22 protein-coding genes, 2 tRNA genes and 1 pseudogene are annotated in these 19,617 nt (G+C 65.6%); 11 read left to right on the plus strand and 14 right to left on the minus strand.

Annotated elements, in window-relative coordinates; translation table 11 throughout:
• Positions 1-43: 43 nt before the first annotated feature.
• The gene (locus tag B2G71_RS04165) at positions 44-952 is read right to left on the minus strand and encodes a toprim domain-containing protein (RefSeq protein WP_141521488.1); all 909 of its coding nucleotides are present in this window, start codon (positions 950-952) and stop codon (positions 44-46) included.
• A gap of 138 nt (positions 953-1,090) precedes the next feature.
• On the opposite strand from B2G71_RS04165, the gene B2G71_RS04170 reads away from it, so the two are divergent.
• The 3 genes from B2G71_RS04170 to B2G71_RS04180 all read left to right on the plus strand — a co-directional run bounded on the left by B2G71_RS04170 (position 1,091) and on the right by B2G71_RS04180 (position 2,476).
• Entirely contained in the window at positions 1,091-1,675 is a 585-nt protein-coding gene (locus B2G71_RS04170) for a lytic transglycosylase domain-containing protein (RefSeq protein WP_066764967.1), read from the plus strand.
• 64 nt (positions 1,676-1,739) lie between these two features.
• Entirely contained in the window at positions 1,740-2,291 is a 552-nt protein-coding gene (locus B2G71_RS24450) for a thermonuclease family protein (RefSeq protein ID WP_229660292.1), read from the plus strand.
• Positions 2,282-2,476 (plus strand): hypothetical protein, encoded by a 195-nt coding sequence (locus B2G71_RS04180; protein ID WP_082924421.1) that lies wholly within the window; start codon positions 2,282-2,284, stop codon positions 2,474-2,476. The genes B2G71_RS24450 and B2G71_RS04180 overlap by 10 nt, the downstream gene beginning before the upstream one ends.
• Before the next feature lie 136 nt (positions 2,477-2,612).
• Here B2G71_RS04180 and B2G71_RS04185 read toward each other — a convergent pair whose 3' ends face one another.
• Positions 2,613-3,836 (minus strand): integrase arm-type DNA-binding domain-containing protein, encoded by a 1,224-nt coding sequence (locus B2G71_RS04185; protein WP_098104486.1) that lies wholly within the window; start codon positions 3,834-3,836, stop codon positions 2,613-2,615.
• A 165-nt stretch (positions 3,837-4,001) separates the two neighbouring features.
• Positions 4,002-4,088 (minus strand) — tRNA-Leu (locus tag B2G71_RS04190).
• A 162-nt stretch (positions 4,089-4,250) separates the two neighbouring features.
• On the opposite strand from B2G71_RS04190, the gene B2G71_RS04195 reads away from it, so the two are divergent.
• Positions 4,251-5,213: a complex I NDUFA9 subunit family protein gene (locus tag B2G71_RS04195; RefSeq protein ID WP_098104487.1), complete on the plus strand. Its 963-nt coding sequence runs from the start codon at positions 4,251-4,253 to the stop codon at positions 5,211-5,213.
• A 58-nt stretch (positions 5,214-5,271) separates the two neighbouring features.
• Here B2G71_RS04195 and B2G71_RS04200 read toward each other — a convergent pair whose 3' ends face one another.
• Complete coding sequence (locus B2G71_RS04200) at positions 5,272-5,943, minus strand: glutathione S-transferase family protein (protein WP_098104488.1); 672 nt, start codon at positions 5,941-5,943, stop codon at positions 5,272-5,274.
• Between the two features lie 244 nt (positions 5,944-6,187).
• Here B2G71_RS04200 and B2G71_RS04205 point away from each other — a divergent pair, with 244 nt between their 5' ends.
• Complete coding sequence (locus B2G71_RS04205) at positions 6,188-6,577, plus strand: VOC family protein (protein WP_098104489.1); 390 nt, start codon at positions 6,188-6,190, stop codon at positions 6,575-6,577.
• A gap of 24 nt (positions 6,578-6,601) precedes the next feature.
• On the opposite strand, the gene metW is transcribed toward B2G71_RS04205, so the two are convergent.
• From metW to B2G71_RS04220, 3 genes are read right to left on the minus strand one after another with little or no spacing between them, the layout of a single operon-like run.
• The gene (gene metW, locus B2G71_RS04210; protein ID WP_098104490.1) at positions 6,602-7,192 is read right to left on the minus strand and encodes a methionine biosynthesis protein MetW; all 591 of its coding nucleotides are present in this window, start codon (positions 7,190-7,192) and stop codon (positions 6,602-6,604) included.
• Positions 7,189-7,638, minus strand: a complete 450-nt coding sequence (locus B2G71_RS04215; RefSeq protein ID WP_206049284.1) for a GNAT family N-acetyltransferase — start codon at positions 7,636-7,638, stop codon at positions 7,189-7,191. The genes metW and B2G71_RS04215 overlap by 4 nt, the downstream gene beginning before the upstream one ends.
• Complete coding sequence (locus B2G71_RS04220; RefSeq protein WP_098104927.1) at positions 7,635-8,741, minus strand: homoserine O-acetyltransferase; 1,107 nt, start codon at positions 8,739-8,741, stop codon at positions 7,635-7,637. The genes B2G71_RS04215 and B2G71_RS04220 overlap by 4 nt, the downstream gene beginning before the upstream one ends.
• A 111-nt stretch (positions 8,742-8,852) precedes the next feature.
• Here B2G71_RS04220 and hisC point away from each other — a divergent pair, with 111 nt between their 5' ends.
• The 3 genes from hisC (at position 8,853) to B2G71_RS04235 (ending at position 11,751) form a co-directional block, all read left to right on the plus strand.
• Positions 8,853-9,977, plus strand: a complete 1,125-nt coding sequence (hisC, locus tag B2G71_RS04225; protein WP_098104492.1) for a histidinol-phosphate transaminase — start codon at positions 8,853-8,855, stop codon at positions 9,975-9,977.
• On the plus strand, positions 9,974-10,891 hold the full coding sequence (locus B2G71_RS04230; RefSeq protein WP_098104928.1) for a prephenate/arogenate dehydrogenase family protein: 918 nt from the start codon (positions 9,974-9,976) through the stop codon (positions 10,889-10,891). Before hisC ends, B2G71_RS04230 begins: the two co-directional genes overlap by 4 nt.
• Positions 10,892-10,974: 83 nt before the next feature.
• Entirely contained in the window at positions 10,975-11,751 is a 777-nt protein-coding gene (locus tag B2G71_RS04235; protein WP_098104493.1) for a transglutaminase family protein, read from the plus strand.
• A 3-nt stretch (positions 11,752-11,754) separates the two neighbouring features.
• Here the strand turns inward: B2G71_RS04235 and B2G71_RS04240 are convergent, their stop codons facing one another.
• From B2G71_RS04240 to ftsE, 4 genes are read right to left on the minus strand one after another with little or no spacing between them, the layout of a single operon-like run.
• Positions 11,755-12,459 carry a lysophospholipid acyltransferase family protein gene (locus B2G71_RS04240; protein WP_098104494.1) on the minus strand — a complete coding sequence of 235 codons (705 nt, stop codon included), beginning with the start codon at positions 12,457-12,459 and terminating at the stop codon, positions 11,755-11,757.
• Positions 12,456-12,989 (minus strand): YdcF family protein, encoded by a 534-nt coding sequence (locus B2G71_RS04245; RefSeq protein ID WP_098104495.1) that lies wholly within the window; start codon positions 12,987-12,989, stop codon positions 12,456-12,458. Before B2G71_RS04245 ends, B2G71_RS04240 begins: the two co-directional genes overlap by 4 nt.
• A gap of 11 nt (positions 12,990-13,000) precedes the next feature.
• Positions 13,001-13,942: a cell division protein gene (locus B2G71_RS04250; RefSeq protein ID WP_346426926.1), complete on the minus strand. Its 942-nt coding sequence runs from the start codon at positions 13,940-13,942 to the stop codon at positions 13,001-13,003.
• Positions 13,939-14,661 (minus strand): cell division ATP-binding protein FtsE, encoded by a 723-nt coding sequence (gene ftsE / locus B2G71_RS04255; protein ID WP_098104496.1) that lies wholly within the window; start codon positions 14,659-14,661, stop codon positions 13,939-13,941. Before ftsE ends, B2G71_RS04250 begins: the two co-directional genes overlap by 4 nt.
• 138 nt (positions 14,662-14,799) lie before the next feature.
• On the opposite strand from ftsE, the pseudogene B2G71_RS24795 reads away from it, so the two are divergent.
• The 3 genes and pseudogenes from B2G71_RS24795 to B2G71_RS04265 all read left to right on the plus strand — a co-directional run.
• A pseudogene (locus B2G71_RS24795) lies at positions 14,800-14,895 on the plus strand (MJ0042-type zinc finger domain-containing protein); the annotation flags it as partial.
• 219 nt (positions 14,896-15,114) lie between these two features.
• Complete coding sequence (locus B2G71_RS24800; RefSeq protein ID WP_346426930.1) at positions 15,115-15,678, plus strand: thioredoxin; 564 nt, start codon at positions 15,115-15,117, stop codon at positions 15,676-15,678.
• A 128-nt stretch (positions 15,679-15,806) separates the two neighbouring features.
• Positions 15,807-15,893, plus strand: a tRNA-Leu gene (locus B2G71_RS04265).
• Positions 15,894-16,325: 432 nt separating this feature from the next.
• Here the strand turns inward: B2G71_RS04265 and B2G71_RS04270 are convergent.
• From B2G71_RS04270 to B2G71_RS04280, 3 genes are all read right to left on the minus strand, one after another.
• Complete coding sequence (locus tag B2G71_RS04270) at positions 16,326-16,679, minus strand: hypothetical protein (protein ID WP_098104498.1); 354 nt, start codon at positions 16,677-16,679, stop codon at positions 16,326-16,328.
• Positions 16,680-16,744: 65 nt separating this feature from the next.
• Entirely contained in the window at positions 16,745-18,697 is a 1,953-nt protein-coding gene (locus B2G71_RS04275; protein ID WP_240530003.1) for a TonB-dependent receptor, read from the minus strand.
• Positions 18,698-18,804: 107 nt separating this feature from the next.
• Entirely contained in the window at positions 18,805-19,608 is an 804-nt protein-coding gene (locus tag B2G71_RS04280) for an energy transducer TonB (RefSeq protein ID WP_206049286.1), read from the minus strand.
• Positions 19,609-19,617: the final 9 nt, after the last annotated feature.

A 19,617-nucleotide genomic window follows, 5' to 3' on the forward strand; every position in this document is an offset into this window, starting at 1 on the left:
CACGCCCTCTGCCGGATCAGGAATTCGAGAAGCTCTCTCTCCTCTACCGCGCCGCTTTGCGGCGCAGCCATGCTGTCAGTTCATCGTTCCAGTCGGTGTCGTGTGATGAGGGTTTGCGAACGTGGATCGTTCGCCCATCGCGGGCATAAGCGGCCAGGCCACGCGACGCGGCCAGCTCGCCGCCAGCATCATGATCGACGAAGAGATGAAGCTCGGCCACACTCTCGGGCACGCTGACGAGGCCGAAGCGCTCATTGCCCAGGGTCGCCCAGACGGGAATACCGGTGAGAGCATAGGCCGACATCGCGCTCTCGATTCCCTCAGCAAGGCCGAGCTTGCCGGAAACCGGAGCGAAGAGACGGGCAGCAGCTTCATCGAGCGCGCCGAGCGCGCGCTTCGGTTTTTCGAAGTCGGCCTTGGCGTCGCCCGAAAGGAATGTGCGATGGATGGCGATCGGCCCCTCGTCGAGGCTGACTGCCGCAATCATGGCGGGCAAAAAGCGAGTGCGTCCCTTCGGACCAAGCGGCGTTCGTGGGTGGAAGCGGAGCGCCGGCGATACGGCGAGGATGCCGCGGCTCTCAAGATATGCCTTTGCCGGACTGGCACGCAGTGGCTGCGCATCGCGCCAGATCCTCAGCGCTGCCGCCGAGGGTTTGCGGGTGCTGGTCGATTCGGGTTCGTTGGTGGTCGCAGAAGCTGAAAAAAGCGCCGGTGCTTCGAAACCTTCACGCGCCAAAGCAGCCAGCACGCTCTGCTGATCGCATCCCGCGAAACAGTGGAAGAGGATGGCCTTTTGGCCGAGCGTCACACCAAGGGACGGCGTGCGGTCATCATGCGCGGGGCAACAAGCCATGCCCTTTGTGCCGGACCATTTGCCCCCTCGCGCTTCGCAGATACGACGGGCGGTCTCGGCAAGCGACCGGTTGGGATGAGTTTGGACTGACAGGGACATGCGAGCTCCTCAGCATGCAAAATGGCCCCCTCATCAGCGTTCCTCTCCTCTCCCAAAGGCAGGCATTCGCGGCTTTCCTACAGGCACATGTTCTTTTTATGTTCTCTTTCGATTCGAATCAATGGAGCACAAGTCGAGATGACCTGCCTCAATTGTCTGACCGCGCTAGCGGTCGCCTGTCTGGGGATGATCGCGACCTCCTCACAGCAAGTTCGCGCCCAGGATTTCACCTTGTTCGAGCACGCGATCGTTCCGCCGAAGGCGGACCAGCAGCCGGCAAGGGAATATCTTCCTGCAATCTACCAGGCCGAGCCAGCAAACGTATCCTACCGGGAAGGCTTGTATATGGCGGCGATAGCCGAGGCTGAACGCCGTTACGGGCTTCCGACCAACCTGCTTCGTGCTCTTATCTGGGCTGAGTCCCGCTTCAATCCGATGGCTGTGAGTCCGGCCGGTGCTGCCGGGCTGGCTCAGCTTATGCCGGCCACGGCGAGAGAACTGGGCGTCCGGAACCGTCATGACCCTCTTGCATCGATCGACGGTGGCGCCAGGTACCTTCGCGATATGTTGGACCGGTTCGACGCGGTCCACCTGGCCTTGGCTGCTTACAATGCTGGCCCAGGTGCCGTCTCCCGATCACGCGGCATTCCCAACAATGGTGAAACGCCGCAATATGTCCGGTCTGTGTTGGGACGTTGGCAAGCAATTGGTACGTACAATTGACGAAACTACCTGATTTCCGGCTATTGTCTGAAATCATGTGCCGGAATGAAGACGGACAACGCCAGTGAATGAGACCCCCGGTGAGCCGTTCGACTTTCGCAAGGCGTTGAAGACACAGAAGCGCCGGAAGCTGAGAAAGGAGATCGCGTTGGGTTTGGGAGCATTCGCGATCGTATTTGCTGGAGGGATGCTGGCACTCAACTGGCCAGTCCATGATGCCAGCCTTGCTAACGACGATCAGCAGCCTCAGGCTTTATTCCAGCAAGCAAGCTCCCCACAATTCAACATCTGCGGATCCATCCGACGCACATGCGTCGTGGATGGAGATACTTTGTGGCTTGATGGCGTGAAGATCCGGATTGCCGACATCGACACTCCCGAGATCAGCGAGCCTCGTTGCGACTATGAATACCAGCTCGGCATGCGCGCGACGCACCGCCTTGTCGAATTGCTCAATGACGGGCCCTTTGAACTGAGGACTATCGGGAGCAGAGATGAGGATCAGTACGGTCGCAAATTGCGGGTTGTAACGCGCGGCGGCCGCTCGCTTGGCGATCAGCTGGTCAGCGAAGGCCTGGCGCGAACCTGGACCGGGAGGCGTGAACCATGGTGCTGAACCGCGATCAGGAATTGTGGGCCGTCGCACTCTGGGTCGAAAAGAACCATGGCAAAAAGGGAACCGCGTATATCGCGCAGCAAATCCAGCGGCTATCCAACGAAGGGGACGAGGCAGGCATAGCAACGTGGAAGACTGTTGCTGAGCGCTTCGATCAGCTTAGCTGCCAAAGCTCTACGAACTGAGGCTCGGCACGATGCGGAAGTGGCTTAAGGTATGGGGCATCAGAATTGAGTTCGCCCTGCTCGCGTCAGTGTTCCTGACAGGGCTGGTCCTGAGCCTTCAATCCTGCACTGGCTGAGAAGAAATTCGTTCTTCCGATCAACCATTCGCAAACTTTCCCATGATGACCTTTCCTCCTGTCCGGAGCTCATCGAGGTAGTCGCTCCACCATTGAGCCATGCGCACGCGCTCTTCCCAATGTTTGCCGCGATGGTAGATGCCACGCACAACATTGCTGTCGCCATGTGCCAGGGCACGCTCGATCGCATCGGGATTCCAAAGGCCCGACTCGTTGAGGAATGTCGATGCTGTCGCCCGGAGTCCATGCGCGGTGACTTCTTCCTTCGAGTATCCCATGCGACGGAATGCGGCATTGAGCGTGTTTTCACTCATGGGACGCTTGGAGCTGCGCGCAGATGGGAAAACATATCCTTCGCGGCCGAGCATCTCGGCCAGATCAGTGAGATAGCCTCTAACCTGCTTGGAAAGCGGGACGGCATGCGCTCGGCGCGCTTTCATTTTACCGGCAGGGATCTTCCAGACCCCATCGACGAGGTCGATCTCATGCCATTCGGCGTGCCGGAGTTCGCCGGGGCGTACGAACACATGCGGCGCTATCTGCAAAGCCAACTTCGTCACCATGTAGCCAGTGAAGTCGTCGATTGCGCGCAGCAGCCCGCCTAGCTCGGTGGGCTCGAGGATTGCTGCATAATGCGTGACTCTCGGCGTTACGAGAGCGCCCTTCAGCATACTGGTCGGATCGGATTTGCAGCGGGTGGTAGCAACACCGTAGCGAAACACGCGGCCTGCGAACGAGCGGCATTTCTTCGCAGTCTCGTGCTTACCAGTGGCTTCCAGTCGTTTGAGAGGAGCCAGGACTTCGAACGGCTCGATCTCGTCGATGGGTCGGTTCCCGATGGCAGGCGCAAGCTTGTCGAGGAAATAATTGGCCTTGACGATCGTGCCATCGGCGCGGCCATTCTGGACCATTATTTGTTCAATATACTCACGTGCGACTGCCTCGAACGTCTGTGCAGAAAGGAACTCTGCGCGGATTTTCCGCTTCCGCTTCTCAAAGGCCGGGTCGCCCCCAGAAGCAACAGCTCGTCGTGCCTCGTAGGCCGCGTCTCGCGCTTGCTTGAGGCTGATGTCGGGATAGCTGCCGATGCAGAGCTTCTTTTGCGCTCCGCCGATCCGGTATCGGAATCGCCAAAGTTTGCCGCCGGTCGGCGTGACCTCAACATATAGGCCGCGCTCATCGGTTACCTTGTACGGCTTATCCTTGGGCTTGAGTGCGCGGAGGCGAGTATCTGTCAGCGGCACGTGGGGGCCTTTTCATCTGGGCCTTTGCGAAATGGCCTCAAAAGGCCCACAAAAGTGTCTGGAACCCCCGAGAACAGGCGGGACGATCCGGAACGATCCAAGGGCCAAATCCCTAGGATTTCTGCGGGTTTTATAGATTATTTGGGAGAACGTGAGAAGAACAAATGGTGCCCAGAAGAGGACTCGAACCTCCACGCCCTTTCGAGCGCCGCCACCTGAAGACGGTGCGTCTACCAATTCCGCCATCTGGGCACGGGCGGCGCGTTGGTGCGCCGCGGGTAGGTGGGGGCCGATAGGGTCTGGCCGCGCGCTTGTCAACGCTTGCGAGCGTCGTCGGCACGATTGCCCGGTTGCCGTTCGCGGGGGCCTGTGCCAATGGCGCTGAGGCGCAGGGCAGGAAGGAAGCGATACGGCATGATCGAGAGCGCGACACCCAATCTCACCGGCAAGATCGTCACCGTGCTGGGCGGCAGCGGTTTCGTTGGACGGCATCTCGCGCAGGAACTGCTGGCGCGCGGCGCGCGGGTGCGGATCGCGAGCCGTAATCCGGAAAAGGCCTACAAGATCAAGCCGCTCGGCAATCTCGGGCAAGTCGCCACGGCGCGGGTGGACGTAACCCGGCCCGAAACGCTGGCGCGCGTTCTCGCCGGATCGGACGCGGTGGTCTACCTCGTCGGCGCGTTTTCGGGGAACCTCGATGCCTTGCAGGGCAAGGGTGTGGGACAAGTCGCCGCGGTCGCCAGAGAGGCCGGTGTCGCCTCGTTCGTGCACATCTCCGCGATCGGCTGCGACGCGGGCTCGCCGGTTGCCTATGCGCGTACCAAGGCCGAGGGCGAGGACGCCGTTTTCGCCGCCTTCCCCGAGGCGACGGTCCTGCGCCCCTCGCTGCTGTTCGGTCCCGACGACAATTTCGTGATGATGTTCGCCAAGCTGATCGCGGCTTTCCCGGCGCTGCCCGTCTTCGCCCCCGAAGCGAAGCTGCAGCCGCTGTTCGTCGACGATGCCGCCGAAGCGATCGCCAGCGCCATCGCGACCGATTCGGCCAAGGGCAAGATCTTCGAGATCGCCGGCCCCGAAGTGATCACGATGATCGAGTTCAACCGCCGGATCGCCGAGGCGCAGTGCCGCCATCGCGCGCTGATCGAGCTGCCCGGCTCGGTGTCCCGGGCGATCGCCGCGGCCACCGGCTGGCTGCCCGGCGCGCCGATCACCAGCGACCAGCTCGCGCTGCTCGAGGCGGGCAGCGTGGCGAGCGGCAAGCTACCGGGGCTTGCCGACCTCGGCGTGCGCCCTCGCCCGCTCGAGCTGTTCCTCGATCGCTGGATGGTGCCGTTCCGCAAGCACGGACGCTTCGCGGACACGTCGACCGCGCGCTGATCCGGGCCGGGCCACCGCAGGCTCGCTCCTCTGGAGCGACCGCGTCGGGCGGCGATGATCAGACATCGACGTCGGAATAGTGGCTGGGCGGCTGGATCACGTCCATCCGCTCCTTGAGCAGCGGGCCGAAGCTGGGCCGGCTCTTGATCACCATGTACCAGCCCTTGGCCTGCTCGTGGCTCGACCAATCGAGCCCGCCCAGATAGTCCGCGACCGAGATATGCGCCGCCGCCGTCAGGTCGGCGAGCGTCATCGTCGGTCCCGCCAGCCAGGGGCGATGGTCGATCAGGTAGTCGAGGTAGTCGAGATAGTCGTGGCCGAACTTCATCGCGTCGCGCAGCGCACCGGCGACCGGAGCGTTGCCCATCAGCCGCTTGATCATCTTTTCCTGGAGCAGCGGCGCGCCGACATCGTCGAAGAAATTCTCGTCGAACATGGCGATCAGCCGCCGCTGCTCGGCGCGCTGCTGCGCGGTGCCGCTGATCAGCGGCTGGCGGTCAACCGTCTCCTCGAAATATTCGCAGATCGCCCGGCTGTCGCTGAGCGTGAGGTTGTCGCGCGATTCGTCACGGATCACCGGCGTGCGGCCCGCCGGGTTCATCTGGAAGAGAAGCTCGCCGTCCTTCCACGGCCACGCGGTGCGCAGCTCGTAAGCGATGCCCTTCTCGCTCATCAGCAGGCGCAGCTTGCGGCTGAAGGGACAGAGCGGAAACTGATAGATGTGCCACATGGCCAAGGGGGATGCCAAAGCCCGCACGCAGCGTCCACCCAGGCGCGCCGCCCGGCAAATCCAATAGGCGTGGATAAAGCCCGGCAACCCGCGCATCCGGCGGCGTTCGGCGCGCGCGTGTCTCGCGCCGCGAGACGCGCTTGCGATCGCACCGGCGCTGCGCCTAGCGATTGACCGCGCGGGAGCGAGCGAACAAGCTGCCCGGGACCAGCGCGGCGGATCGCAAAAGCGGGAGAGAAACGACATGCTATTGAAGAGTATCCGGCTCGGCAGCAACGACCTCGACAAGACCAAGGCGTTCTACGACGCGACCTTCGGCGCGCTGGGAGTCGGGCCCTCGAGCGCGCCGCCCGAGTATCCGATCGCGATGTACAGCCTGCCCGGCGGCACCAAGTTCGTCTGCGGCCCCGCGCGCGACGGCAAGCCGTGCACCCATGCCAACGGCGGGACGATCATCTTCGAGGCGCAGAGCGAGGACGAGGTGAAGGCCTGGCACGCGGCCGGGCTCGCCAACGGCGGCGCCAGCGAGGGAGATCCCGAGCCCAAGCCGCAAGCCCGCGGTGCCTTCGGCGCCTATCTGCGCGATCCCGACGGCAACAAGCTGGGCGCCTACTACGGTCTCGAAATGGGCTGAACCGTGGACGCGGCGGCGCCCGGATCAGTGCGAGAGAAGGAAGACCGCGTGCTCGGCGCGGAAGTTCGCCGCGGCGGGGCTGCAAAGCCGGTCACCCGAGAGGAACCATGACTTCTCGACCCGTATCCCGTGCTCGGCGACGAGATGGCGGAAATCCTCGATCGTCAGGTGGTGGATGTTGGGCGTCTCGTACCAGGCGACCGGCAGCAGCCGCGTCACCGGCATGCGCCCGTTCCACAAAAGCGAGGTGCGCACCCGCCAGTGGCCGAAGTTGGGGAAGCTGACGAAGGCCCGCTCGCCGATGCGCAGCAACTGATCGAGGATCCTGTCGGGCCGCATGGTGGTTTGCAGCGTCTGGCTCAGGATCGCGACGTCCACCGAATTATCGGGATAGAAGGCGAGGTCGGTATCGGCATCACCCTGGATGACCGGCAGGCCGAGCGCGACGCAATGCGAAACGTTGGCGGGGTCGAGTTCCATGCCGCGCGCGTCGCAACCCTTCCGGTCGCGCAGCGCGGCCAGCAGCTCGCCGTCGCCGCAGCCGATGTCGAGCACGCTCGCGCCCGGAGACACGTGGTCGGCGATGATCGCGAGGTCGGGACGAAGGCCGGTCATGCGCGCCTGTCCGGCATGCCGGGATCGATCCGCGCGGCGAAGTCGGCCGAAAGGCGCTCCATGTAACGCTCGGGCCGCAGCGGGGAATGAAAGCCGAGCGCGGCATAGACCCCATGCGCGTCGGCCGTCACCAGCGCGAAGCGGCGCACGCTCGCGTAGTGGGGGTGATCGAGGAACCACCGAACGAGACTGCGGCCGATGCCCTTCCCGCGCGCGGCCTCGTCGACGATCACGTCGGCGAGCCAGGCGAAGGTCGCCTTGTCCGAGATCACGCGCGCGTAGCCGACCTGCCGCGCCTCGGCGTCGTAGGCGCCCAGGTTGTGCGAATTGGCGAACTGGCGTTCGAACGCGTCACGCGCGAGCCCCGGCGACCAGTAGCTGTTCGCCAGCCAGCCGTGAATCCGGTCCAGGTCGAACCGCCCGATCTCGTCGCTGAGTTCGATCATCCGAGGAATCCCGCAACCACCTGGTCGAGCGCGGGGACGTCGAGAAGGAACGAATCGTGGCCGAACGGCGCCGAAAGCTCGACGAAACTCACCGGCAGGCCAGCCGCGTTGAGCGCATGCACCACGTTACGCGATTCGCTGGTCGGATAGAGCCAGTCGGTGTCGAAGCTGACCACGCAGAACCGCGCGCTCGATCGCGCGAAGGCCTTGGCCAAGAGGCCGCCATGCTCCTCGGCGAGGTCGAAATAGTCCATCGCGCGCGTGATGTAGAGATAGGAATTGGCATCGAAACGGTCGGTAAACGAGATTCCCTGGTGCCGCAGGTAGCTTTCCACCTGGAAGTCCGCGTCGAAGCCGAAGGTCTTCTCGGTGCGGTCCTGCAGCCGGCGCCCGAACTTCTCGGTCAGCCCCGCTTCCGAAAGGTAGGTGATGTGCGCGGCCATGCGCGCCACCGCTAGGCCTTTGTCGGGGCCCTTGCCGCTGCCGTAATAGTCGCCGTCGCGCCACGAGGGATCGGCCATGATCGACTGGCGTCCGACTTCGTGGAAGGCGATGTTCTGCGCCGAATGGCGCGCGGTCGAGGCGATCACCAGGGCCGCCGAGGCGCGATCGGGAAAGTTGGCCGCAAGGCTCAGCGCCTGCATCCCGCCCATCGAGCCGCCGACCACCGCGTGGAGCCGTTCGATCCCCAGCGCATCGAGCAGCGCGACGTGTCCGCGCACCATGTCGCGGATGGTGATGACCGGAAAGCGCATGCCCCAGGGCCTGCCGTCGGGCGAGAGGCTCGCCGGGCCGGTCGAGCCCATGCAACTGCCGATCACATTGGCGCAGATCACGTAGTAGCGGTCGGTGTCGATCGGGCGGCCCGGGCCGACCATGCGCTGCCACCAGCCGGGCTTGCCGGTTATCGGATGCGGGCTCGCCACGAACTGATCGCCGGTCAGCGCGTGGGTAATGAGGATCGCATTGTCCTTGCGCGGCGAAAGCGTGCCGTAGGCCTCGTAGGCTATGCGCACGTTCTCGAGCGTTTGCCCGCCGTCGAGAGCCAGGGGCGACGCCAGGGCAAGGACTTCGCTGGTCTCGGATAGGGGGACACTCGCCATGGTGGCGTGGAAGTGGTGCAGCGAGCATGCCATGTCAATTGCGCAACCGACCGCGATCGCGCCCGCGCAGGCTGTCCAAGCGGGATAGCCTCGGCTAAAGGCTGCCTCCAAATGAGCCAGACCGAGTCCCCGATCCCCGCCGCCCGCCCCGTCCCCAAGCCCTGGATCGAGGCGATCCACGCCTATGTACCGGGCAAGGCAAAGGGCGACGACGGCCGCGTGCTCATCAAGCTGTCCGCCAACGAGAACCCGCTGGGCACGAGCGAGGCCGCGCTCGCGGCGCGCCAAGGCGCGGTGGCGCCCTCGCTCTATCCCGACCCCGACAGCACCGCCCTGCGCGCGGCCCTGGGCGCCCGCCACGGCATCGCGCCCGAGCGAATCATCATGGGTACCGGCTCGGGCGAACTGCTCAACTGCGCCGCGGCCGCCTTCGCGGGACCGGGCGATGAAGTGCTCTACGTCCGCTACGGCTTCTCGCTCTACGACATCGTCGCGCGGCGCTGCGGGGCGGAGCCGGTCATGGCGCCCGACGCGGACTACGGCACCGACATCGAAGCGCTTCTGGCGGCGGTCAACGACAGGACGCGGGTGGTGTTTCTCGCCAATCCGAACAACCCCACCGGCACTTATCTGACCAAGAGCGAACTGGCGCGGCTGCACCGCGCGCTGCCCCGCGACGTGCTGCTGGTGATAGACCAGGCCTACGCCGAATACGTCGCGCCCGAGGACGACGACGGCGCGCTCGAACTGGCGGCGGAGCATTCCAACGTGCTCGTTACGCGCACGTTCTCCAAGGCCTACGGGCTGGCGGGCGAGCGTGTCGGCTGGGGCACCGGAGACTCCGCGCTGGTCGAAATCCTCAATCGCATCCGCGGCCCCTTCAACCTTTCGAACTCGGCGCAGGCGACGGCGCTTGCCGCCGTCGGCGACGAGGCTTTCGTCGAGCGCAGCCGCACCCACAACCGCGAGGAACGCGCGCGCTTCGTCGACGCGATCGAGGCGCTCGGCAATCACGGGCTGCGCGCGGTGCCGAGCGAGGCGAACTTCGTCCTCGTCCTCTTCGAGGGCGCGCTCAGCGCCGAGGCGGCTTACGCCGGCCTTGCCGAGCGCGGCTACATCGTGCGTTGGCTGCCGGGACAAGGGCTGCCGCAGGCGCTGCGGATCACCATCGGTCTGCGCGAACACATGGACGCGATCGCCGCCGCGCTGGCCGAGATGGTGGAGACGGCGGGCTGATGTTCGATCACGTCGCGATCATCGGCCTCGGCCTGCAGGGCGGCTCGATCGGGCTTGCGATCCGCGCCTATCTCCCCGGCGTGCGCACTAGCGGCTACGACATCAGCGCCGCCAACCGGGACGTGGCGCGCGAGCGCTGTCTGGTCGACAGGGTCTGCGACACCGGAGAGGAGGCGGTGCGCGACGCCGATCTCGTGATCCTGTGCGTGCCGCCCTGCGCGATGGGCACAGTCGCCGAGGGGCTGCGCGACGCGATCCCGGCCGACGCGCTGGTGAGCGACGTCGGATCGAGCAAGAAGTCGGTCGCCGACGCCTTGGCCAAGGCGCTGCCGGACCACCTGGTCATTCCCGCGCACCCTGTCGCCGGCACCGAGAATTCGGGCCCGCAGGCAGGCTTCGCCAGCCTGTTCCGCAACCGCTGGTGCATCGTCACGCCGCCCGAAAAGACCGACCTGCTCAAGCTGACCGAACTCGTCGCCTTCTGGGAAGCGCTGGGCGCGACAGTCGAGATCATGGACGCCGAGCACCACGATCTCGTGCTCGCGGTGACGAGCCACCTGCCCCACCTCATCGCCTACACCATCGTCGGCACCGCCTCGGATCTCGAGGAAGTCACTCGCGGCGAAGTGATCAAGTATTCGGCGGGCGGATTTCGCGACTTCACGCGCATCGCCGCTTCCGATCCGACGATGTGGCGCGACGTTTTCATCTCGAACAAGGACGCCGTGCTAACGATGCTCCAGCGTTTCACCGAGGATCTCACCGCCCTTCAGCGCGCGATCCGCGTCGAGGACGGAGAGGCGCTCTACAAGCATTTCGAGCGGACGCGCGCGATCCGCCGCTCGATCATCGAGGAAGGCCAGGACGACGCCCGTCCGGACTTCGGCCGCGCCGACCACGACGGCGACGCCTGAAAAATTTTCGCCATCGTGGGATCCGATAGCAGTGCCGCGCTGTTTTGCGCGCGAACGACCACATCCGAGGCCGCGATATTTCCATGAAGCTCTCGATCCGCTCCGAACTCGACTACGTGCTCCCCGAACGCTGCGACGTGCTGTTGCAGGTCGAGGCCGCGATCATTCCCGAACAGAAGGTTGTGTCGGCGCATATCGACCTGCCGGGCACTGAGCACTTCGCCCGCGTCCCCGGCCACGACACGATCGGCGACCGCATCTGGCTGCGCCACGGCGGCGATCTGACCGTGACCTACACCGCCGAAGTCGAGATAGAACGGCTGAGCGCGGACATCTCCCAGCTTTCCGCGGTGCCCCCGCACCAGCTTCCCGGCGAGACGATCCAGTACATCCTGCCTTCACGCTTCTGCCCCTCCGACCGCTTCCAGACGCTGGCCGAGGACGAGTTCGGCCATCTCGACGGCGGGGCGAAGATCACCGCGATCCGCGACTGGATCCACCAGCACGTCGATTATGCGCCGGGCAGCAGCAATGCCGAGACCGGGGCTATGCAGACCTACATCGACCGCGCCGGGGTGTGCCGCGACTTCGCGCATCTGGTGATCACCCTCGCCCGCGCCAGCACGATCCCCGCGCGGTTCGTGAGCGTCTACGGACTCGGCGTCACGCCGGAGGACTTTCACGCCGTGGCCGAAGTGTTCCTCGACGGGACCTGGTACCTCGTCGATGCGACGGGCATGTCCTCGTCCGACCGCATGGCAAAGATCGGCGTCGGGCGCGATGCCGCCGACGTCTCGTTCCTCACCTCGTACGGCGCCGCGCACATGCGCTCGCAATCGGTCGAGGTGCGCGAGGCCTGAGCGCTAGCCGCCGGGCGGGTTGAGCGCGTTGATCGCATCGAGCACGCGCGCTTCCATCACCGGCCGCGCCAGGCCGGGCGGGATCGTCTCGCCGACGCGATACGTGATCCGTCCGGGTTTTTTCCAGCGCCGCTGGTAGAGCGGCCCGCTGTCGATCGCGACCGGCACGACCGGCAGGGCGAGCAGCTTGTAGAGCCCCGCGAATCCCGCTCCGAGCGGCTTGCGCTCGCCGTGCGGCACCCGCGTGCCCTCTGGAAAGATCGCCAGCGGTCGCCCTGCCGCGATGTGCTCGCGCGCGGCGGCGATCATCTTGCGCAGCGCCTTCGCGCCCTGGTCGCGCTCGACGGCCACAACACCGTATTGCGCCGCCGCCCTGCCCCAGAGCGGGATGCGCAGCAGTTCGACTTTCGCGAAAATCGCCGGATGCGAAAGCGCGAGCGGCAGTTCTATCGCCTCGAGGAAGCTCTCGTGCTTGAGCGCGACAAGCACGCCGCCCTGCGGAATCCGCCCCTCGACCACCACCTCGATGCCAAGGATGTGCCGTGCGCACCAGCGGTGAAGCGCAGCCCATCTCTCGACCACTCCGCGAAATGTTTCGCCGCCAAACGGCATGGCGACGAGCGATGCCAGCACCATCGGCACCGTCGCGCCATAGAAGCAGACGGAGAACAGCAGCGTCCGCATGACATCGCCGGGGCCGGCCTTCATGCGTCGAACCAGAAACCGGACACGAGGCGCGCCAGCCACTTGTGGTATTCGAGAAACAGGATGCCGAGGCTGGGCCGCGTGGTCACCGCATCGGTCACCAGCTTCACGCCCTCGGGAAGCTCGCGCGCGATTTCGAGCGAGGCCCGGCGCATGTGCCAGTCGGACGTGACCAGCCGCACCGATTTCGCCTGCTTGGCGCGCACCCAGTCGCCCGCCTCCACGGCATTGCTGCGCGTGTCGTAGGCATCGCGCCCCAGGGTCACGCAGCATTGCATGAGCGAAGCGCTCACATCGTACTCGGCGCGGAACTCGGCCTCGCGTACTTCGGGATCGACGCCGGAGACGAGCAGGCTCGGCGCCTCCTTGCGGCGCAGCAGGTCGAGCCCGTGATCGATTCGCCCCGCGCCTCCGGTCAGGACGATGATCGCATCGGTCCGCGCTTCTCCGGCCGGAGACGGCAGGGCGACGGCGAACCAGAGGAACCCGAGCATCCAGACGAGAACGGCCGATGCGGCAATGCGACGATACATGACGAGCGCGCCTATAGCATCTTGCGCAGGGCTTGCATCACGGTGATGCGCGCCGTCAGCATCGCCAGTCCGGTCGCGACGATCGGCACGAGCGCCAGCAGCGCCCAGTCGAGCGGACCGAGCGCGCCGTTGTCGACCATTCCCGCGCCCAGCCCGGCGAAACGGCGGCCCAGCGCGAGAATCACCACGGTCGCCAGCACCAGCCCCAGAATCCCGCCGCCCATCGCGTCGATCGCGATCGAGCGCTGGAAGACCCGGGCAATCTGGCTGTCGGTGCCGCCGAGCAAATGCACGATCTCGATCGTATCGCGGTTCGCGCCGAGCGCCGAGCGCGCGGCGAGCAGCACCGCGGCCGCCAGCGCGACGAACAGGAGCGCGACCAGCGCGACCGCCAGCCATTGCAACGATACGACCGCCGCGAACACCGGCTTGAGCCAGTTCGACTGCGCGTCGATCCGCGCAGAAGGCGCCACGGGGCGGAGCAGCGCTTCGATCCGGGAAAGCCGCGCGCGATTTGCGGTGCCGTCGAGCCGCACGTCGATCAGCGCCGGCACGGGCACGTCGGAGCCTGTCGCCCCCTCGATATCGTCGCCCAGCCAGGGCTCGATCAGTGCGTCGACTTCGGATCGCGGCACCTTGCGCAGCGACACGACCCCCGGCATCCGCTTGAGCGCCTCGACCGCGGCGTCGGCTTCGCTCTGCCGGACGTCCTCGCGCGCTTCCACGAGCTGGACGGTGACCCCGCCTTCGAGTTCCGCCTTCGCCGAACTGACCGCGTTGCCCAGCGCCAGCCCGGCGGCGAGCGCGATCACCGTCATCGCCACCATGATCGCGATGACCCATGGCATCGGCCCGGAAAGCCGCGGCTGCGGGACGATCTCGGTGCCGCCGCCCGCGAAACTGCGCCGCTTGCGGTCCAGAGCCATGCCCAGGCGCATCGGCCCCAACATCATCGCGAGACTCTGCGCGGCGGATAGCGCAGGGCACCGGTCGGATCGAACAGCCGCCCCTTGTCGAGCCGCATGATCAGCGACGCCGGAACCTTCTTGAGCAAGTGCACGTCGTGCGTCGCCACCACCACGGTCGTGCCCTGCCGGTTCAGGGCCTCGAACAGACGCAGCAGCTTGATCGCCATGTCGGGGTCGACGTTGCCGGTCGGCTCGTCGGCGACGAGCATCTGCGGACGGCCTATGATCGCCCGCGCGATCGCGACGCGCTGCTGTTCGCCGCCCGAAAGCGTGGCCGGACGCGCGTTCATGCGCCCGGCCAGCCCGACCCATTCGAGGATGTCCGAAACCGGCTTGTGCAACTCCTCGTCGCTGAAGCCCGAGACGCGCAGGGGCAGCGCCACATTGTCGAAAGCGGACAAGTGGCCGATCAGGCGGAAGTCCTGAAAGACCACGCCGATCCGCCGCCGCAGCTCGGGCAGCTTGCCGCGCGCGAGGGTGATCGCGTCCGATCCGAACATGCGGATCGCCCCGCGCGACGGGCGCTGCGCGAGGTAGAGCAGCCGCAGCAGCGAGGTCTTGCCCGCGCCGCTGGCGCCGGTGAGGAAGTAGAAGCTGCCGGGATAGAGCGTGAACGAAAGGTCGCTCAGCACCTCGCGATCGGTGCCGTAGCGAAGGCCGACGTTGTCGAACTGAACGATTTCGCCATCGGCGCTCTGGGTCATGGAATTAGGTCTGTATCCGTCTCTGGCGCGACGCGATGAGGCCTATAGCCGTCAATGAGTGTGGAAAAAAGGCCGTCCGGAGCGTCACCCACACCCGCGTGACTTGTCGCGTCAGCGTCACTGATGTTTAAACGGATCATGATTATCGCCTGCCCTGCCTGTTCCACCCGATACGCTGTCCCCGACAGCGCGATCGGGCTCGACGGACGGACCGTCCGTTGCGCGAAGTGCAGGCATAGCTGGTTTCAGGAAGGACCGACGCTCGCCGAAGTAGGGGCTGGAGACGCGACTCGGACGCGGCAGTCCGCCGCTGCGGCGACAGCGCCCGCCACCGCTGCCCAACCGCGGCCTGCTTCCGCTCCTCCTCCTCCGCCCCCTTCCCCGCCCCCGCCGGACATCCGGACCCGCGAGTCCGTAGAGAAGGTCAGCGAGCCGGAGCCCGTCGAACAGGCCGTGCCGGTCTTCGATGCCGCCCCCGCCCGGTCCGCACGGAGCGGCGAGCGCCCGAAGGTCTACGACGACGTCGAGTCGATTTCCTATGCGGACGAGGCGCCGTCGAGCTTCGACTTCTCGCCCCCGTTCAAGCCGCGCCGCAACTGGGCGAGGCTCGGCACCTATCTCGCCGTCGTCTTCGCCGTCGTCACGCTCGGCGCGGCCGCGGCGATCGCGCTCAACGGCGTGCCCGACTGGGTGCCGATCCCGCGCCCGACCTTCGCCGAGGCGCAGCGCGACCTGCAGCTCGACTTCCCGCGCAATCGCCAGGACAAGCGAACCCTGCCCAACGGCACCGAATTCTTCGGGGCCAGCGGCACGGTGACCAATATCGGACAGCAGACCCGCAACGTGCCGACGATCCTCATCGTCCTGCGCGACGCGCGCGACCGCGTGGTCTACTCCTGGGAAGTCGCCCCGCCCAAGCGGACGCTCAAGCCGGGCGAATCGGTGACGATCAACGAAGCGGTAACCGACGTGCCCAAGTCCGCGGTCGCCGCCGAGATCGGCTGGAAACCCGACTGAGTCCCCGGCTGCGGCGGCCCCCGCACGAATTGCGGACTTCTTTGCCGACAACGCTTGCAGCCGCGAAAACCCTTTGCTAAGGGCCCGCTCCTGCCTCGGGGCGATGCGAAATCAGCCCCTCAGATTTAGCGGTCGTGGCGGAATTGGTAGACGCGCAACGTTGAGGTCGTTGTGGGCGAAAGCCCGTGGAAGTTCGAGTCTTCTCGACCGCACCAGCATCCTTTGGAAAATAAGGATGGTTTCGGGGGTTTGGCACAATCTGGCACACTGCCATCCCCCAGAGATTTCATGAGCGGTTCCAAATGCGCGATGACTGACGAGCTGTCCTAGCCCGGTCCGTCATCTAATTTTGCGCGGGCAGCCGACGCGACTGTACGGGGTGGCTGCCGGCCCTTTCGCGAGCGACTTCGTATCAGCAAGACGTGGCCCATCATGGCGACGACGATTTCGCGTTTGCTCGCGCCCGGACCAGGCGCCGTCATAGGCATGCAGCGCGCGAGCGCCGCATTCGACCACGGTATCGGCCGGATACAAAGCGCGCGGCCATCGGCCGAGTGGATGGGCCAAGGGCTCTCAGCGTGCGAGGGATGGCATGCCTCGTCCCCGAGGGCGAAAATGCTGACAGGCGACAACGAGCCGCACGGAAATCAGTCGTGCTCGGGCTGCACGCTTGGATTATGGATCGAGAGTACGGGCAGACGGATGCCGAGAGCGTCGAGCGTGCCGGCGCAATGGACGATCGTCATGGTGAGCATCGGATCGGGATGAAACTGACGAGTGTAGCTGGCGACGCGCTGGGCCTGGGCAAGCCAGGCGAGCAGATTGAGTTCGCTGACTGAAAGAAACGGAACGCCCGGCTCCTGGATCACGAGCGCATTTCGGGCAGCCAGCGAGCGCAGTTTGTCGAACTGGCTGGCATGAAGAGTCGCGTCACGGACTCCATCTATACTCTCGCCGCCTATACTCTCGCCGCGCAGGATGCGAACAACACGCTGTTCCATCGCCGAGCGGCGATGCAATGCGATCGGTGCCCGGTGCTGTTCGTACCGTCTGACCCGCGCCCGTCTCACAACTGCCTCGACAGAGTGAGCGAGACGCTCGCCCCCTGATGCTTGTCGCGCCGTTCGCTGCCCGTGAAGGCACCAATCCGGCTCGGGCTGTAGAAACGGCGCAGGCGATAGTCGTCGGCTCCGCCAATGGCGCTGACCCTCAGCGTGACCTTGAACCCGGGCAAGGCAGTGGTTTCGGCATAAGCGCCCCATACGGCCCGCTCGCGCCAGAACAGGCGTTCACCGTTGTAGAAGACCTCACCTTTCTGAGGCGCGGCATAGGTGACGCCCCAGGAGGATTTGAGCGCGGGCAGATCGTGGCGAAGCTCGGCCGACAGTTCGAAGGGAAGAACATCGTCCATGTTCCGAACCTCGTGCGTCAGCGGATCGCGAAAATGCGAACCGCGCAGCGTGCTGTCGGCAGTCAGCCGGGCGCCGGGCAGGATGGCATCGAGCGGCAGGGCGGCCTGCGCGGTGAGGCCCCATTGCCGGGCATTGCCGACGGTCCCCAGCGCCTCGTCGCCCGAGGGCAGCAGGAGATAGCCGAGCATACCCTGATGCCACTGATGGAACGCCTCCAGCGACAGCGCCCCGCCCTTGCCCCAGCGATGATCGAACCGCAGCAATGCCCTCGTCACGCGTGCGGGGCGCAGTTGCGCATTGCCGCCGAGCGGGCGGCCATCGGCCTGGTCGACCGAAGCGGCAAAATCGCCGAAGTCGAGCTGGTCGACCGTGCGGCGCGCCCCGAGACGCAGTTGCGTGCTCGAAGACGGCGACCACACCAAGGCGGCTGACGGCTTGAAATAGGACAGGCTCTGCTCGCTATCGGCATCGCCGGTGACGCGGATACGCGAGAGTTCGAACGCGGTTCCCGCTTCCAGCTCCAGAGTGGACGAAAGCCGCGAGGTCACATTGGCGAAAGCTTCGCCGCGCAATTCGGAAACGCGCGTCTTGGCGTTGCTGAGCGCGACCGGGATCAGACCGGCTCCGGTGTCCTCCGCATAATCGAGATTGCTGGTGAGGCGGTTATAGGCGATTTCCATGCCCAGCTCCGGGCGGAAGGCGGCACTGCCGCCGCGCGCGGCGGTGGCGCGCGCCACCAGTTCGAGCGGTTTTTGATCGAGTGCGGAGACACCGCGATAGCCGGGCTCGGCGTAATCCTCGTCGGAGCTGTAGGTCTCGAGGCGGCCGAGCCCGACCAGCTTGGCCGACCACCCTCTGCCAAGCGCGCGCGTCCAGTCGACGCCCAGTTCGCCGCTCGCCTTGTCTTCATCGTAGTCGATGGTGCGCACGCCGGTGGGCGAGCCGGAGGTTTCGCCTGCAAACAGGTCGATCGTCTGATCGACAAGATAGGGGTCCCAGTTGAGCCTGGCATTGAGCGTCAGCGTGCCGCCAAAGGCATCGCGCGAGGCCGAGGCGGCAAAGCCCAATTGGGGCGAGCGCCCCGACACCGTCTCGATCCTTGTCCCGGTAAGCGCGCCGCCAGCGTCGCGGAGACGATAGACGGCATCGGAAGGATAGCGCACGATCTCCCCCGACAGTTCGATGCTGGCCTGCCAGGCACCGATCGCCTTGGCATAGCTGATCGCCGCCTGAGGCGAGATATGGCCATCGAAGGTGTGCGCGAGGGTCAGCGTGGCATTACCCGATCCGGCGGCAGCCGCGCGCAAGACGACGTTGGCGACCAGCACCTGTCCCTGTGCCTCGGCGGTGTCCGAACCGCGCAGGAGCACGATGCGCTCGACGCGGGAGGCGGGGATGCGGCGCAGCACTTCGCCGATACCGCCGGTCTTCACGGTGGGACGCTGTCCGTCGATCAGAACATTGCCCGCCGCGCCGCCAAAACCGCGTACGAAATCGCCTTCCGACAATGTGAAGCCCGGCGTGCGCTCCAGCATGTCGAGCGCGGTCTGCGGCTGGAAGGGCGCATAGAAGTCGGCCGGATAGACCGGCTCGGGCTCCACGGCCACCGCTGCGGCCTGGTCTCGCTCCGCGTCAACCGCACGTGCATGGGAGACAGCGCTCCCCGTTCCCGCCGCTGCTAGGGCAAGGCTTGCAAACAACACAGACATGATCGTCACCGCGCGCCGATGAAGAACTCGACCGGGACCACCAGCTCGATGGTCTGTCCCTTCACGTCGTCGGGAGGCTTGGGAAGCGGGGCGGCACGCTTCGGCAGTTGCACCGCTTCGTCATCGAGAGCGCGGAAACCCGATGAGCGTTCAAGCCTGACCGAAAGCACCTTGCCTTCACGGTCCATCACGAAGCGGATCCACGGGATGCCCTGTTCGCGGCGGCGCTGCGCCGAAGAAGGGTAACGCTTCTTCTTGTTGAGCGCTCCCAGCACCCGTCCTTCCCATGTCGGCTTGGCATCGCTCACTTGCGGCGCGGGCGGCGCGGGCTTGCTTTCAGGCGCGGTGGTCAGTTCGACAGGCGGCCCCGGATCGGGAACCGGCTTGATTTCCGGCAGCGTGACCGGATTGTTACTCAGGATCTGAATCTCGGGCCGATCGATCTTCGGCCGGTCCGGTTCGGGAAGGGGTTTTTCCTTTTGAACCTGCTCTGGCCCCGGCGGGATTTCGGTCTCGGGTTCGGGCGGTGCCGCAGGAGCCGCCACATCGAAAACGCTCAGCGTCTGCGTTTCCTGCTGCATGTAGCTGACGCCCCAATTGATAACGAAGGCGCCGAGCACGACAATGTGGAAGGCGATCGTCAGGATGAGACCGAAAGAGCGTTCGCCCGCGCTGTGCCCTGAATAGCCGCCTTGACGCGTGTAGACCGTTTCGCCGTCGGACTTGAACGTGACTGCCGCAAGCGAGGCACTCTTGTCCTCTCCAAACTCGACGTCTCCGTGGATCTCGGCACGCTGCTGGAGGCTCATACGCGCCAC

This window comes from Novosphingobium sp. PC22D, assembly GCF_002556635.1.
GTDB lineage: Bacteria > Pseudomonadota > Alphaproteobacteria > Sphingomonadales > Sphingomonadaceae > Novosphingobium.

What these genes read in the sequence shown, in the direction of transcription:
- B2G71_RS04165 (WP_141521488.1), bottom strand. Translation starts at nt 952, where the DNA reads ATGTCCCTGTCAGTCCAAACTCATCCCAACCGGTCGCTTGCCGAGACC.
- B2G71_RS04170 (WP_066764967.1), top strand. Translation starts at nt 1,091, where the DNA reads ATGACCTGCCTCAATTGTCTGACCGCGCTAGCGGTCGCCTGTCTGGGG.
- B2G71_RS04180 (WP_082924421.1), top strand. Translation starts at nt 2,282, where the DNA reads ATGGTGCTGAACCGCGATCAGGAATTGTGGGCCGTCGCACTCTGGGTC.
- B2G71_RS04195 (WP_098104487.1), top strand. Translation starts at nt 4,251, where the DNA reads ATGATCGAGAGCGCGACACCCAATCTCACCGGCAAGATCGTCACCGTG.
- B2G71_RS04200 (WP_098104488.1), bottom strand. Translation starts at nt 5,943, where the DNA reads ATGTGGCACATCTATCAGTTTCCGCTCTGTCCCTTCAGCCGCAAGCTG.
- B2G71_RS04205 (WP_098104489.1), top strand. Translation starts at nt 6,188, where the DNA reads ATGCTATTGAAGAGTATCCGGCTCGGCAGCAACGACCTCGACAAGACC.
- metW (WP_098104490.1), bottom strand. Translation starts at nt 7,192, where the DNA reads ATGACCGGCCTTCGTCCCGACCTCGCGATCATCGCCGACCACGTGTCT.
- B2G71_RS04215 (WP_206049284.1), bottom strand. Translation starts at nt 7,638, where the DNA reads ATGATCGAACTCAGCGACGAGATCGGGCGGTTCGACCTGGACCGGATT.
- B2G71_RS04220 (WP_098104927.1), bottom strand. Translation starts at nt 8,741, where the DNA reads ATGGCGAGTGTCCCCCTATCCGAGACCAGCGAAGTCCTTGCCCTGGCG.
- hisC (WP_098104492.1), top strand. Translation starts at nt 8,853, where the DNA reads ATGAGCCAGACCGAGTCCCCGATCCCCGCCGCCCGCCCCGTCCCCAAG.
- B2G71_RS04235 (WP_098104493.1), top strand. Translation starts at nt 10,975, where the DNA reads ATGAAGCTCTCGATCCGCTCCGAACTCGACTACGTGCTCCCCGAACGC.
- B2G71_RS04240 (WP_098104494.1), bottom strand. Translation starts at nt 12,459, where the DNA reads ATGAAGGCCGGCCCCGGCGATGTCATGCGGACGCTGCTGTTCTCCGTC.
- B2G71_RS04245 (WP_098104495.1), bottom strand. Translation starts at nt 12,989, where the DNA reads ATGTATCGTCGCATTGCCGCATCGGCCGTTCTCGTCTGGATGCTCGGG.
- B2G71_RS04250 (WP_346426926.1), bottom strand. Translation starts at nt 13,942, where the DNA reads ATGATGTTGGGGCCGATGCGCCTGGGCATGGCTCTGGACCGCAAGCGG.
- ftsE (WP_098104496.1), bottom strand. Translation starts at nt 14,661, where the DNA reads ATGACCCAGAGCGCCGATGGCGAAATCGTTCAGTTCGACAACGTCGGC.
- B2G71_RS04270 (WP_098104498.1), bottom strand. Translation starts at nt 16,679, where the DNA reads ATGGAACAGCGTGTTGTTCGCATCCTGCGCGGCGAGAGTATAGGCGGC.
- B2G71_RS04280 (WP_206049286.1), bottom strand. Translation starts at nt 19,608, where the DNA reads ATGAGCCTCCAGCAGCGTGCCGAGATCCACGGAGACGTCGAGTTTGGA.